11 protein-coding genes are annotated in these 14,681 nt (G+C 48.7%); 1 reads left to right on the top strand and 10 read right to left on the bottom strand.

Translation table 11 applies throughout. From position 1 onward, the window contains the following. Positions 1-149 precede the first annotated feature (149 nt). From ACFSW8_RS03120 to ACFSW8_RS03165, 10 genes are all read right to left on the bottom strand, one after another. The gene (locus ACFSW8_RS03120; protein WP_377091546.1) at positions 150-3,035 is read right to left on the bottom strand and encodes a type I restriction endonuclease subunit R; all 2,886 of its coding nucleotides are present in this window, start codon (positions 3,033-3,035) and stop codon (positions 150-152) included. A 26-nt stretch (positions 3,036-3,061) separates the two neighbouring features. Further along, positions 3,062-4,093 carry a virulence RhuM family protein gene (locus ACFSW8_RS03125; RefSeq protein ID WP_377090092.1) on the bottom strand — a complete coding sequence of 344 codons (1,032 nt, stop codon included), beginning with the start codon at positions 4,091-4,093 and terminating at the stop codon, positions 3,062-3,064. Positions 4,094-4,148: 55 nt separating this feature from the next. After that, on the bottom strand, positions 4,149-4,532 hold the full coding sequence (locus tag ACFSW8_RS03130) for a type I restriction endonuclease (RefSeq protein WP_377090093.1): 384 nt from the start codon (positions 4,530-4,532) through the stop codon (positions 4,149-4,151). Between the two features lie 40 nt (positions 4,533-4,572). Next, positions 4,573-4,935, bottom strand: a complete 363-nt coding sequence (locus ACFSW8_RS03135; RefSeq protein ID WP_377090094.1) for a four helix bundle protein — start codon at positions 4,933-4,935, stop codon at positions 4,573-4,575. A gap of 19 nt (positions 4,936-4,954) precedes the next feature. Then, positions 4,955-5,968: a PDDEXK nuclease domain-containing protein gene (locus ACFSW8_RS03140; RefSeq protein ID WP_377090095.1), complete on the bottom strand. Its 1,014-nt coding sequence runs from the start codon at positions 5,966-5,968 to the stop codon at positions 4,955-4,957. 45 nt (positions 5,969-6,013) lie between these two features. Next, the gene (locus ACFSW8_RS03145) at positions 6,014-6,373 is read right to left on the bottom strand and encodes a four helix bundle protein (RefSeq protein ID WP_377091548.1); all 360 of its coding nucleotides are present in this window, start codon (positions 6,371-6,373) and stop codon (positions 6,014-6,016) included. A 124-nt stretch (positions 6,374-6,497) separates the two neighbouring features. Next, positions 6,498-8,282 (bottom strand): RNA-dependent RNA polymerase family protein, encoded by a 1,785-nt coding sequence (locus ACFSW8_RS03150; protein WP_377177417.1) that lies wholly within the window; start codon positions 8,280-8,282, stop codon positions 6,498-6,500. Between the two features lie 393 nt (positions 8,283-8,675). Beyond that, entirely contained in the window at positions 8,676-10,118 is a 1,443-nt protein-coding gene (locus ACFSW8_RS03155) for a restriction endonuclease subunit S (RefSeq protein WP_377090101.1), read from the bottom strand. Then, positions 10,115-10,963, bottom strand: coding sequence for a KilA-N domain-containing protein (locus ACFSW8_RS03160; RefSeq protein WP_377090102.1), 849 nt, complete (start codon positions 10,961-10,963; stop codon positions 10,115-10,117). Before ACFSW8_RS03160 ends, ACFSW8_RS03155 begins: the two co-directional genes overlap by 4 nt. After that, positions 10,956-12,560: a type I restriction-modification system subunit M gene (locus ACFSW8_RS03165; RefSeq protein ID WP_377090103.1), complete on the bottom strand. Its 1,605-nt coding sequence runs from the start codon at positions 12,558-12,560 to the stop codon at positions 10,956-10,958. The genes ACFSW8_RS03160 and ACFSW8_RS03165 overlap by 8 nt, the downstream gene beginning before the upstream one ends. A 236-nt stretch (positions 12,561-12,796) precedes the next feature. On the opposite strand from ACFSW8_RS03165, the gene ACFSW8_RS03170 reads away from it, so the two are divergent. Next, positions 12,797-14,587, top strand: a complete 1,791-nt coding sequence (locus ACFSW8_RS03170) for a DUF389 domain-containing protein (protein ID WP_377177419.1) — start codon at positions 12,797-12,799, stop codon at positions 14,585-14,587. Positions 14,588-14,681 lie beyond the last annotated feature (94 nt).

The raw sequence follows: 14,681 nt of genomic DNA on the forward strand, positions 1-14,681 counted from the left end.
GGATGGATCGAAGAAGTCGTAAGTCGCTGATGGATAAACTACAGCTCCTTAAGTGAACGCGCATGGATGTCGGGGGGGAGTTGCGGGATGAGGTAGAGAGGTGGAGAGGTGGAGAGGTGGAGAGGTGGAGAGGTGGAGAGGTGGAGAGTTTAGGCGGCGATGCCTTTGATGAAGGTGGAGACGTAGTCGATGACTTTGGTGAGGACGCGTTCGCGGGTGGGTTTGCGTTCGCTGAGTTTGAGCTTCTTGTCGATGATGTTGACGATATCTGGGTTCGAGAGTGGCTCTTTCCCTGTGTAGACGTACTTGTCGATGACCTTCTTGAGTCCTTCTTCGTTGAGTTGCTCTTCTTTGACTAGCTCGTCGAAGGCTTTGCGGCGTTTGAGTTCCCAGTACTCTTCGAAGCTCTCTGGGATCTGGGCGGCGTCTTTGATCTCGGGAAGGGTCGAGTTGATGAACTCTTCGATCAGTTCGCGCTTGGAGCGGAGTTCTGGGTCTCCAGCCATGGCTTCGAGGATGCGCTTCTTGATGGCTTTTTGTTCCTTCTCGTCTGCGTCGTAGAGTTGGGCGAGGAGTTGGAGGATGTACTGGACGTTGATGACGTCGCGGTGGATGAGTTCTAGCTCGAAGTCGACGTCGTCGATGATGGAGACCTTTTCTTTCTCGGTCTGAGACTTCACTTTCTCGTAGAGGTCGAGATAGGCGCTCTTGAAGTCGGCGTAGTCTTGAGGATCGATGTTAAGGTCGGTCTCGGTGAACTCTGCGTAGGTTTCGAGAATGTTTCTCAAACGCATCAACTCACGGAAGGTTTTTACAAAGGCGAGCTCAGCTTCTTCATCTGGAAGGTCTTTCACGTCGTCAGCCGTTGGGCATTGCGCTGTTAGGTCTTCGACGACTTGGTTGAAGACTTCGACGTATTTTTCGTAAGGGGGGATGAAGATTTCTTCTTTTGCTTCTGTGTTAGAGAAGAGGGTTAGGGCTTCGTCGGTGCGTTTCTTGAGGTTGCGGAAGACGACGATGTTGCCTTGTGATTTGACCTCGTTGAGAATGCGGTTGGTGCGGGAGTAGGCTTGGATGAGTCCGTGGTAGCGGAGGTTCTTATCGACGTAGAGGGTGTTGAGTGTCTTAGAGTCGAAGCCAGTGAGGAACATGTTCACGACTAGGAGGATGTCGACTTTGCGCTCTTTGACCTTCTTAGCAATGTCTTGATAATAGCCGTAGAAGCTCTTTGTGTCCTTTGTCGACCAGTTGGTGCCGAACATGCCGTTGTAGTCGGCTATGAAGCTTTCTAGATAGTCTCTGGTGTGTTTGTTGCCAGTGTCTCCACCGATGATCTCTCCGCCTTCGTCGAGGATGCCGTCTGCGTCCTTGTCGTCTTCGTTGGCGGCGTAGCTGAAAATGGTGGCGACTCTGAGGTTGTGTTTGCCCTCGGCTTTCTTTTGAGCGAAGAGCTTGTAGTACTCGACGAGGGTATCGACGGAGCCGACACAGAACATGCCTGTGAAGTCGCGGTTCTTGGTCTTGGCGTTGTGGCGGTCGAGAATGTAGTCGGTGATCTTCTCAAGGCGCTTGGGCGACTCCATGAGTTCCTTGGTGTCGATTCCTTCGACTTCGATATCGACGTTGTTAGGGGAGTCGGATTTCTGTTTGTAGCGCCCAACGTATTCGACGGAGAAGCGGAGGACGTTCTCGTCCTTGATGGCGTCTGTGATGACGTAGGAATGAAGCTTCTTGTGGAATAGATCTTTGGTGGTACGCTTCTTGCCGTTTTTGCTGGCTGCGTTCTCGGCGAAGATGGGCGTGCCAGTGAAGCCGAACATTTGGTGGTCGGTGAAGAAGTCGACAATGCGCTGGTGGGTATCGCCAAACTGGGAGCGGTGGCACTCGTCAAAAATGAAGATGATCTTCTTGCCGCGCAGTGGCTCCATCTTGGAAAGGTGCGCTGGTTTGCTGATAGCGGTGTTGAGCTTCTGTAGCGTCGTGACGATGAGCTTGGTGTCATCGGTGAATTGCTCTACGAGTCTGCTCGTGTTGTCGGTGCTATCGACACTTCCTTTAGAAAAGGCGTTGAACTCTTTGATCGTTTGGTAGTCGAGGTCTTTGCGGTCGACACAGAAGACAACCTTGTGGACGTCTGTGTGACCCGTCAGGATCTGCGATGCCTTAAATGAGGTGAGAGTCTTACCCGAGCCAGTGGTGTGCCAGATATAGCCGTTTCTGTCCGCTTTTGGTGGGTTCTGGACTCTATCAATGATCGCCTCGGTGGCGTAGTACTGGTAGGGGCGCAGTACCATGAGGATCTTGTCGGTCTCATTCAGTACGATGTAATGGCTAAGCATCTTGGCGAGATGCTCGCGTTGTAGGAAGCTGTTCGCGAAGTCGGTTAGATCGCGGATGGATTTGTTGTCCTCTTGCGCCCAGTAGAATGTTTGTTTGAAGGACTGGTTACCTCGGCTGTTAGCGTAGTACTTGGTGTTGACGCCATTGGAGATGACGAAAAGCTGGATGAAGTTGAAGAGACCCGATCCCGCCCAGTAGCTGTGGCGTTGGTAGCGATTGGTTTGGTTGAAGGCTTCCTTGAGTTCAAGCCCACGGCGTTTGAGTTCGATTTGCAGGAGGGGGAGTCCGTTGACGAGAACGGTGACGTCGTAACGGTTCTTGTAGGAACCTTCCATCGTCACTTGCTGAGTGACTTGGAAGCGGTTGCGCTCAAGGTCAGTGTCGTCGAGAAAGTCGAGATAGATTGTGTCCGAAGATTGGCTTGCACTCCCATCTGGTTGTACGCAGTCACGCTCTAATGCCATTTTATCGCGCAAGACCTTGGCTTTCTCAAAGACTGCGTTGGAGCGGGTGAGGTGGTTCATCACCTTGCCGAACTCCGACTCGCTGAGCGTTACGCCATTGAAGGCTTCTAGCTGCGTCTTGAGGTTGGCTAACAGACTCGCTTCGTCGACCACGGCCACCTTTTCGTACCCTTGAGCTACGAGCTGGGCAACGAGTTCGTTTTCTAGTTTCTGTTCAGATTTGGATCCCATGGGAGTATTCATTGAATGGCTACATTCTATTGAGAGTCACTTTTTCCTTCGATACGTTTAATCTCTTTATCAAAGTCGGATAGGTAGCTGATATCTTGAGTCTTACGGAAGGTTTTGTATTCCTCCTCTGCTTTAAGTTGGGCTTTGTGGGCACTTATTTTTCCTTTATCTGTGAGAATGGGGTAATTCGAGAGTTCGAGGAAATTGTTAAGGAAGTGAGCCCAATCCACCATTCGCATGACGATTCCGCGTTTTGCGCGGTTCGCAGCAAGATCCAGGTAGGCTGATACGATTTGATTCAGTTCGTCAATATGCGCTTTACTGAGATAGTTTTTAGCGATCGTGGTGTCACTTTTTAGAATTTTGCCATCAGGTGCATTCTTCCATGTGTTGAGTCCCATATTGATTTTTGAAGCATCTGCAGAGTTGTATATGAGTTCAGCTGCAGTTTGACCACTGATTGCCCAATGCAGTTTATTCTGCACACTTGCGAAAAATTCAGTGGTTGTGGGAGCCTTTGCATCGTAATCTGCGGATAGAGCGTAGAGGTCTGTGATTTTTTGATAGAAGCGTCGCTCACTCGCCCGAATCTCACGGATGCGTTCCAGTAATTCGTCGAAATAATCTTTCCCAAACACCTGACCGCTCAGCTTGAGGCGTTCGTCATCCATCACAAAACCTTTGATCAAAAATTCTTTGAGCACTTTCGTCGCCCAAATGCGGAATTGTGTAGCTTGGTAGCTATTGACGCGGTAGCCGATGGCAATGATGGCGTCTAGATTGTAGAAATCCACAGTGCGCTTGACGGATCTGCTGCCTTCCTGACGAACTATTTCCATTTTGGAAATAGTTGAATGTTCCTCCAGTTCACCCGTCTCGAAGATGTTCTTGAGATGCTTGTTAATCGCTGGGACTCCCACATCAAAAAGCTCAGATAATTGTTTTTGAGTGAGCCATATCGTCTCATCCATCACGCGGCATTCAATCGGCACTTTACGGTCTTTTCCACTATAGAGAAAGAACGAGGACGTTTCGTTTGGCTGTTCGGGTTGACTCATTGATTAGTAAGATTTTTGGGAATCGTAAGTTTAAAAAAGAAGAAGGAGGGGGATGTTAGACAGAGCGAAACCTGCCTTCCATAGTCACTTGCTGGGTGACTTGGAAGCGGTTGCGTTCGAGGTCAGTGTCGTCGAGGAAGTCGAGATAGGTGGTGTCCGAAGATTGGCTTGCACTCCCATCTGGTCGTACGCAGTCACGCTCTAATGCCATTTTATCGCGCAAGACTTTGGCTTTCTCAAAGACTGCGTTGGAGCGGGTGAGGTGGTTCATCACCTTGCCGAACTCGGAATCTGTGAGTGTGACGCCATTGAAGGCTTCAAGCTGCGCCTTGAGGTTGGCTAACAGACTCGCTTCGTCGACCACATCGACACGGTCGTAGCCAAGGAAGATGAGTTGAGCTACCAGTTTGTCTTCTAATATTTGTTCAGATTGAATCATTGAAGAGTGAATGCTGAAAATTGAAGAGTGAAAAACTTGATTAGGCTTCGCCTGATTTTTTGACGATGGTGGTTACGATGGCGACGAGCTGATTGGATTCGTCTAGGATGTCTGTGAGTTGTGGTTCGGAAATTATGTCACATTTTATGAGAAGTCGTAGCCAATAGTGGGTCTCTCGGGCTTCTTTGCAGGAAATATACATCTTGGCTCTGAAGTCCTTTTTACTCTGACTTCCGTGAGCTTCTTCGATGTTTGCCCCTATCGACGTTCCAGAGCGTAACAATTGATTAGAAAGTGTTCGAGGAACCCCGGGAGAAGCATCCAGTTTCTTGCACAAGTTCACAACTCTAGCAGCAAACTCAAAGGAACGCTCTCGTATGTCTTGTGGTGGCTCTTGTTTCATCGTGCTAGTTTTTCACTCTTTAATTCTCACTATTCACTCTTCTTTCTCGTTCGAGCTCAGCAATGAGTTCTTCTTCGGTTGGGAGGACTGTGCGGTATTTAGAGGCGAAGAGTTGTTCACTCTCTTTGAGGACGGAATACTGCACTATGGTTTCATCTTTGTCCGCACAGAGGATAAGACCGATGGTCGGGTTGTCATCTTCACCACGTTTGAGGTCATCAAACATACGGACATACATATCCATTTGGCCAATATCCTGGTGGTTCAGCTTTGTGGTCTTGAGGTCGATGACGACGAAGCACTTGAGCAGGTAATTGTAGAAAACGAGATCGAGGTAAAAATGGCTGGTTTCTGTGCTGACTCGCATTTGGCGAGCGACAAAGGAAAAGCCACCACCAAGTTCGAGAAGAAATTTTTGGAGGTCATTGATAAGAGCGGTTTCTAGCTCTTTTTCCTGTATGCTAGGGTCTTCTGGAAGGTTAAGAAACTCGAGAACGTAGGGATCTTTGAGAATGTTGCGTGCTGATTTTTGAGTGGTAAGTTGACTTTCTTCAGTATCAGCTTCTGTGCTTTTTGTAGAAAGTAGGCGTTGGTAGGTTTGGGTTTCGAGCTGACGCTTGAGCTCCCGCACACTCCAGTTATGCTGCTTTGATTGTGTCAGGTAATACTCACGAGCAGACTCGTTTTCTTCCCTCATGATGACGCAATTATGGCTCCAGCTCAATTCGCTAGACAGTGTGTAGCGAATTCCTTTTTCTGGGCAAGATCGGTAGAATTGTCGCATGTTCTTAAGGTTCGCAAGGGAGAAGCCTTTGCCAAATTCTTCAGTGAGGTGTGTTGAGAGGTTTTGAAGCAACTGAGTACCATACTTCGCTTTACTGTCGCCGCCTTGTTCCTCCTCAACGATGCGTTTACCAATCTGCCAGTACGCCTCCACCATTGCTGTATTCACTGTCTGAGCGACTTGAGTGCGGGCTTTAGCTAGGATCTGGCGGATCTCGGTGAAAAAGGTGTTGTCGGGTGATTGGCTCATGGCGGTGGAATGATGAATGCTGATTGATGAAGGATGAATGATGAATTATTTTCCTAGTTGGGCGGTTTTGACGATGGCGGTGAGGATGCGGACGAGTTCATCGGCTTCTTTGTTTAAATCTTGGAGCTGGCTTGTTGGGACGATCTCAGATGCTCCTAATAGCCTGAGCCAGTATAGTGTCTCGCGTGCTTCCTTACGTGCGATGGACATTTTTGCAGTGAAGTCAGCCTTGCTTTGCCCTGCTTGAGCTTCCTCAATATTGGCTCCGATGGAAGTGCCAGCTCTCAGTAGTTGATTCGCTAGTGTGCGCGGAGTTCCATGCTGCTTTTCCAAAAACTGGCACAGTTTCATCACTCGCACCGCGAATTGGAAACTTCTGTCCTTAATATCTAATTCAGAATTCATCATTAATCATTCATCACTCTGCAACACAGGCATTCTGCATTCATCAATCATGATTCATCATTCGCACATAGTGCGCTGTTTTCGAGGGCTTGTTCTGACTGAGGCATAAGGAGATTTAAGACATCTAGATGCTATTGCTTTCTTCAGGAAGTGTATCATCTTGTGACGTTTCGAGAGAAAATTGTCTTTGGTGTGAAAATGGAGCTCCGAAAAAGTCTAAATGCTCTGAGTTCCCCTCCATATCTTGATTAGACGATCTTCCTCCTTGATTGCCAATCCTATTAAGAAATCGATAGAGGCGTCGATTAAGCATCCCTGTATGACGATCTAAACTTGCAATTTGAGTTTTATCATATTCATGGTGCGCCAACTGAAGAAAACCGTTGCACCAGCACATAGGTAAAGGAGTAAAATGTTTAGTTTTAATGTTTACTCTACCAGAAGTGAAGGCCCAAACTTTACAATTAAAGCGGTAGATAACCCTTTTATTGCTAATTTTCCTACGGTTGTTCAAAAGTTCATCTTGTAGGTCTTTGAATAGTTTTATTGACTTATTCTTGTGTTTCTTAATTGAAGATGGCCTAACTCTAAACTTACCATTGAAATGAATCTGATACCCAAGAAACTGTACCCAAGGGAAATGATTATAGTCGTGGGGGTAGAACCATTGAAATGCTACTTTAGTTTTTGAGTTTTCAAAAAAAGCACGCCTTGGTCTTTCATCTTTGACTGAGCAAGAACTTTTTCTGTAGCCATTTAGGTTAGTGGCTTTGTGGAATGGTAACTTCAAGTGTTCTAAACTTGAGGTATATGCATTAAAGCTACGTTCTGCAGATTCTTTAGTTTGAGTGAAAATTACAATATCATCGCAGAACCTAAGGTAGAGTGTTTGCTCTTGCTCTCTAGCTAAGCTCAAAACGACCTCTTTATCCGCCAAGTCTAATAGTAGATTCGCAATTAGGCAGGAGTGTGCTCCTCCCTGAGGAATTCCAATCTGAGCTTGTGATGGTTTTTTGTGAAAATATTTTAAGTAGTATGGACCAGGAGAGTCTGTATCTTGTTCCACAGGCCATTTGTATATAGCTTCTGGATTATTTTCCATTTTTTTGAGGGCGTGTTCTCTTTGCTTTACATCTTTGGAAAAAGTATAGTTTGCCAAATAAGCAAAGAAAATTTCTTTCGATCTCATAGAAAGATGAACATTCGGACATCTTACTTTTAGTAGCTGCTCAGCACGATGTAGAGCTTGCTTTGCTACAGAGTGATGTACGCAATCGAAAAAGCCTCGGATGTCACATTCTGTGACATAGATAGGAGATTGGTTGTTGTTCTGATGAAAGGTTACTATCTGATTGATAGCATGGTTTCTATTCAAGTGTTTACTGGCCCCGCCTCTGAATGCTACAGCGCAACTCTCAAATGTGGGATCGAGTGTCTCTCGCAGATATTTGGCATTTAAATTATCTATGACTTTATCTTCGATGTTGGCTAATGAACTGATTGCACGATAGATGTTACCTTTTTTCAGTTCAGGTCGAATCTTGGGAGAAGAGAAATAGAAGTCATGTTCGCTAAGCACGCGTCTCCTTATATTTGAGATTAGATTATCAAGATCTTGTAACCATGGTTGCGTACTATTTTTCCGCTTGTGCCAATTGATCGTCCGTAACAATGAAAATAGTGTATGATCATGCGTTCCAGCTCTCTGTCTTCGCTTCGGCCTGAATTTGTGCCATTCTCTTCTAGGTGGAAAGTATTTGTAAAACAGAGGGGGCTTTTCGGGTTTGTCTTGATGGGTGATTTTTCTATGAAATCTCTTTTCGTGAAAGACTTGAGCTTTAGAAACTCGATATCGACACAAAACCTCTAAAATCTTCTCTTCATCAAAGTATGATTCAAATGTAGGCATCTTACTAGGTGGCCGTAGCGGTTAGTTTTAATTCTCTGCAGAAAAATGCAATTATGGTTGCATTACTGGCGAAAAGCCGTGCCGAAGCCGAGGCTTTTCTGTGGGAACGGTGAGCAGCCAAAGTTTGCAGTTTTATCCCATCCTGCACCAACATCTGGTAACTTTTGAAAAGTAGCCCATGACTGTGAATCTGAACCTTTAGTTCAGCACTACAGCACCTAGTAAGATAAACTCTGATAGAACGAAATGATACCCAATGGAAGTTTAAAAACATGATAATGTTAATACTTGAGAGGTGTTAGTGTGATGCTTTTACGAATGGTTGGTTTATGTAATTTAGCATTTGTTTCAAAATTAAACTGAAGGGATGATTACCTCAAAAGACTCTAACTGTTAGGTGAACATCTGCTGTAGCAGACCTTTTTTGAAGGTTAGGGTTTGGGTGAGTTGGTGGGTGACTTGTTCGATCTTGGTGTCGATGCTGCTGAGAAAATTGGCGATTTTTGTTTGTTCGCCTTTGGTCGGTACTTGCAGCTTCAAGTCCTTAAGTTGAGATGCGTAAAGGTGAATGACAGAGGAGCCTTGAGCTAATCCTGCAATTTTGTGTTTCATCGCATTGTTTAGGTAATAGGCTAGAAAGACGCCATTTACGTTTGAACGGATGATATTGAGGTCTCCGCCAAGAGCTATGCCCTCATCAATCACACACGATGCTGTTGCAATATCGATGTGTGTCTCGCCAGAGGCTGGGATAATCACATCGTTGGCTCGGCTCATTACTAACTCATTTGCTGGTAGAGTCGTTGAGGAGAAGACTGTTGAGATTGTCTCAGTGTAGACTGTGTAGAGTTCACCGTATCTGATGCACTTGGTTGTACCTTCTTCGGAGACGTCATTCTTCGAAATTCCTTTTCCTTTAGAGAATGTCGCAATCTCCCCGAGTTTCTTTTCTTCCCAATCTGAGTAGGGTTCTCCGTTGTCCTGTCGGAAACGGAGAGAATGCTGAGTGCTGAGTTTTGAATGATGAATGGGTTCTGTTGCGGAGGTTGGTGTTTCATCGTGCTGGAATTCATCACTCATCATTCCACATTCAGCATTCGAAAAAAGTCGCTGCATGCAGGCCTTTTTATAGGACTGCAGCAGCGTCTTTTTTCGTTGTAGTTGCTCGGCTCGCTGGTCAACCGCGGTTAGGAATGCCGCGATCTTCTCTTGTTCGGGGAGGGCGGGGAGATGGATTTTTAAGCTCTTTACTGCTGGGAAGTTTACATAAATTTGAGTGCCGCCTTGTGATACCGAAAAAACGTTCTTACGCTGTTTAGGGCTATTAAGCAAAAACCAGGCATATAGCGGCGAGAGCAGCTCCTTGTTAGTGATAATGCGTTCACTTCTCTGGTTATAGATGTATGAGTCACTACTATCGATTAGGATCGTTGAGCCAATTATGTCTCCTGTCTTGGTCTTATCATTGAGAACCATTACCAAATCATTTTTCTCGAGGAGTCGAGATTCACTTTTGGCATTCAGCGATATTCTCTGTTGGTTATCAATGAACTTACCGTCTTTAGAGTAGCTACCAATTGAAATGAACTTATGAGTTCCATTTTCTTCAACAAAGCTTTCAAGGGCGGTTCCTCCTTTGTGTGTAATCGTGTCGCCCAAGTGATAAGAGCTGTAAACAGCGTTAAACTCATCAAACCGAAGCTTCGGCACCAGAGCGTGTGTTGCACACGAATGCTGAGTGCTGGTTTTTGAATGCTGAATGGATTCTGTCGCGGAGTTTTTGGGAGTTCCGTCGTCTTGGAATTCAGCATTGACCCTTGATAATTTATCATTCATTTCTCGCTAGGGTGGTGAGGGAGTTGTTGGATGGTTTGTGTGCTTGCCGTGAGGGATTTCATCTGGCGGATGGCCATAGCGTTGAGTTTGATGAGGCGCTCACTGGAGGGCAGTCCCATGTGAATGAATTCCGCATTGAGAGATTCGAGATTGGCGAGTACGAGGAGTTGCTCGATGGTGGCATGGTCTCGGATGTTGCCTTTCAGCTCAGGATTGGCCTCCCGCCACTCTTTCGCGGTGCTGGAGAAGAGGGCTACATTAAGCAGATCAGCTTCGTTTGCGTATGTAAATGAAGCTTGGGATGAGGAGATTTCAGGAGGGATGAGGTTTGCTTTGATGGCATCTGTGTGGATGCGGTAATTGATTTTGCTCAGCGTACGGTTAAGATCCCAAGTAAGTTTGAGGCGGTCATTCTCGTCGGCTTTTAGGCGCTGGAAGTCCTTAATCAGATAGAGTTTAAATTCGACAGATACCCAAGATGCAAATTCGAAGGCGATGTCGGTGTGTGCATAGGTGCCACCGTATCTGCCCGTTTTTGATTCTAAGCCGATGGCGTGGGTTTGAGCGCACCATTGCTTGGGAGTGAGAGTGAAACTATTTAACCCCGCTTGCTTTTTAATCCCGTCGAATTCCACGGGGTTAAAATTCGCATTGTGAAGTTGTTCCCAGATACCGAGTAATTCTAGGGTGTTGCGATTTCTGAGCCAATTACGGATCAGATCATCTGGGCGCTCAGGATTTTTTGATTTGGCGATGTCAGTAAGGCAGATGTAATCATGCTCGTTGACTTTGCGAATTTTCACAGGTGTGCCTTGCACGAGGATCGATTGATTTTTCTTACTCATGCTTAAAAGGGGTTTTGATGCCGAGTTCTTTGCAGAAACCACTGATGGTCTCGTTGGTGGTTCGCATCTCATTTTCTAATGCCACCAACTCATCCGCGACTGCGGATAAATCGACAGGTTCTTCTTCCTCGAAGGTGTCGACGTAGCGGGGGATATTGAGGTTGTAGTCGTTTTCTTCGATCTCGGCTCGCGTGGCGAGGTGGCTGAATTTTTCCAGAGATTCACGCGCGGTGTAGGTGGAGACAATTTTTTCGATGTCCTCGGTGCGGAGTTGGTTCTGGTTTCCTACTTTTTCGAAACCCTGGGAGGCATCGATGAAGAGGACGTCGTCTGTTTTAGAGTCCACACCGTGGCGGTTCTTTTTGAGAACGAGAATGCAGGTGGGGATGCCTGTGCCGAAGAAGATATTGGCAGGGAGACCGATGACGGCGTGGAGGTAGTTTCGCTCTGCGATGAGGTATTTTCTAATGACACCCTCGGCGGCTCCACGGAAGAGAACGCCGTGTGGAAGGACACAAGCCATAGTGCCATTTTCATCGAGATGATGGACCATGTGCTGGACGAAGGCGAAGTCCGCCTTGGTCTTAGGCGCGAGCTTGCCGTAGTCTGAGAAGCGCTCGTCAGTCTCATGGATGGTGGAGGCTGACCACTTGGCAGAGAAGGGAGGGTTGGCGACGATGGCTTCGAAGCGAAGGTCTGCGTGTTCTTTCGCTGGATGCTCAAGGGTGTCTTCATTTCGCAGATCGAAGCGAGAAAAGTGGACGTCATGAAGGATCATGTTCATCCGAGCGAGGTTGTAGGTGGTGGGGTTCATTTCCTGCCCGTAGAAGCCGTCTACGTCTTCGACTTCTTTGGCGACACGGAGGAGGAGGGAGCCAGAGCCACAGGTGGGGTCGTAGACGCTCTTGAGAGTGCGCTCGCCCGATTGCTTATCGGCTGTGACGATCTTGGCGAGGATGGTGGAGACTTGCTGTGGGGTGTAGAACTCACCTGCCTTTTTTCCTGCGCCCGAAGCGAACTGACCGATGAGGTATTCGTAGGCGTCGCCGAGGACGTCTGCTTCCACGTCGTCGAGCTTGAAGTCGATAGCATCGAGGTGGGTGAAGACTTTCGCGATGAGGTCGTTGCGCTGGTTGACGGTCTTGCCGAGCTTGGAGGAGTCGAGGTCGATTTCTTCGAAGAGGGCTTCAAAGTCGTCTTCTGAGTCCGAGCCTTGGGTAGAGGTCTCGATGTGTTTGAGTACCTTTGTTAGGTCTTCGAGGATGAAGTTGTCTTTTGCTTGTGCGCCTTTTTTGGCGAGTGCGTGGAATAGCTCTGATGGGTAGAGGAAGTAGCCGAGGTTAGCGACGGATTCTTCCTCGATGGCTTCGAGCATTTCTTTTCCGTCTGCGGAGGTTTCGTCGATGTCAGTGAACTCAGTGATATCCTCTTCGGTGAGAAGGGAATTGGCGTAGAGATGCATCTTCTCTGAGAGGTACTTGAAGAAGATGAAGCCAAGGATGTAGTCGCGGAACTCATCTGCTCCCATTTTGCCGCGCAGTGTGTTGGCGATGTTCCAGAGCTGGGATTCGAGTTGTTTCTTTTGGTCTTCGGACATGGAGAATTAGGAAAAAGTGGAAAGGAAAAAGGTGAAAGTGGGAGCGCCTATGGCGCGGTGATCAGTGGCTGGTCTTGGAGAGATAACGACATTGGGAGAATCTAACGATGAGGGGTGTAGCAATTTCTAAATGACAGGTACAAGGGAAAAGTGGGGAGATTGAAGATTGAAGATTGAAGATTTGATTTTGGATTTTTGGGGTTGGTTTGGGTGTGGGAGTGGTTAGGTTGTTGGGTGTGAATATTCTGCTAGTGGTGAGAGATGAGGAGACTTCGAGTGCCTTGGTGCAATGGAGTTTGCGGTTGACGGCGGCTCGGGCGTCGAAGTTGTGGGTATTGCGGGTACGCGAGGGATCGAAGGTGGGTGAGGTGGTATGGGGCGAGGCCTTAGAATATGCTTGGTGGCAGGGGATTGAGGCTTTGGTTGCTGGGCAGGAGGATGTGGAGGTGGTGCTGGGGGAGGTGGAGACGGTGAATGTGACACGCAGTGTGAAGCGGCAGCTGGCGGAGACGAAGGCTGGCTTGTTAGTGGTGCAGGATCGGGTGAGCCATCCGGAGTACTACAGGAATGCGATCGAGTCCTTGATGGACACGGTGGCCTGCGCGGTGATGATTTTACGGATTGGCGAGGGGGACTCGGGCAAGGGGGATGTCTTGTTGCCTTGTGCGGGAGGGCCGAATTCGCGTCGGGGTTTGAAGTTGGCAGCGGATGCTTTTGGGCAACAGACGACTGCCTTTTTTGTCCAGCCGGATACCGACGAGGTGGCGGCTGAGGTGGGGGAGCAACGGCTCGGGAAGTTTCTCAAGCGCTCAGGCGTGGGCAGCGACTCGGTGACTGAGAAGGTGGTGTTAGGGGACTCGGTGTACGATGCGATTCGCGCGGAGGTGGAGAGTGGTCAGTACGGGATGCTTCTCATCGGTGCCTCGGGGATTGGCTCGGTGCGGCGCAAGTTATTTGGGACGGTGCCCGACAAGTTGCTGCGAGGGGCTGAGGGGATGAGTGTGGGGGTGGTGCGTGCCGAGAAGCCGATCGGCCATAGGCTGCGCAATGGGGTGGAGCGCTTGCTTCAGCTGACGGTGCCGCAGCTGCGTCGCGACGAGCGCGTGGCTTTGTTCGCCGACATCGAGGACAAGAGCCGGTGGTCGTTTGATTTTGGTTCCCTGATGATATTGGCGACGGGGATTGCGGCCCTGGGCTTGCTGGCAGATAGCGGAGCAGTGGTGATTGGGGCGATGTTAGTGGCGCCCTTGATGACGCCATTGTTAGGAGGCGGGCTGGCGGTGGTGCAGGGGAATTGGCCGTTGTGGCGAAGGTGTCAGAAAGCGGTGGGTTTTGGTTTTGTTGCCGCCTTGGTGATTGGTTACAGCTTTGGCTGGATTGGTAGGTTGATGGGATACGGTCTGACCGATGAGTTGATCGCGCGCGGTGCACCGAGTGTGTTAGACCTTGGGGTGGCTTTCATCTCTGGGGTGGCTGCGAGTTATTGTCTGGCGCGGCCGAAGTTGAGTGGGGCGCTGGCGGGGGTTGCGATTGCAGCTGCCTTGGTGCCACCGATTGCGACGACGGGGATCTGCATGGCGCTAGAGAAGTGGAAGATCGCACAGGGGGCCGCGGTCTTGTTCGGCACCAACGTGGTGGCGATTGTCCTCGGTTCGTCGATGAATTTCTTCATGGCGGGGATTCGTGGGAAGGCGGACCAGTCGTCGGCCTGGGCCAAGCGGGTGACGATCTTGTTCACCCTCTTGTTGTTAGGTTTGATGGTGCCCTTGTCATCGGTGGTGGTGAAGCAATTGGCCGGTGGGGACGATATCACCGAGGTGTTTGATGCCGTGGTAGCACAAGACGGCCTGGAGGTTCACTCGGTGAAGCGGATGCCCTTCAAGGATGGAGTGCAGGTGATAGAGATCACGATCAATAGTTCACGTCCAATCGAGAAGGAGCTCATGCAGCTCCTGCAGTCGGCAGCGAATGACGCATCGGCACGGCCCGTGAAGGTGCGGGTGGTGACGCGCTTGGTGGTGGAGTGAGGGAGTTAGGGGTCAAGGGCCAGGGGTCAGGGGTCAGGAGTCAGGAGTCAGGGGGCAAGAGTCAGGGGGCAAGAGTCAGGGGTCAGGGGTCAGG

The organism is Rubritalea tangerina (genome assembly GCF_042683245.1).
GTDB classification, from domain to species: Bacteria; Verrucomicrobiota; Verrucomicrobiia; order Verrucomicrobiales; family Akkermansiaceae; genus Rubritalea; species Rubritalea tangerina.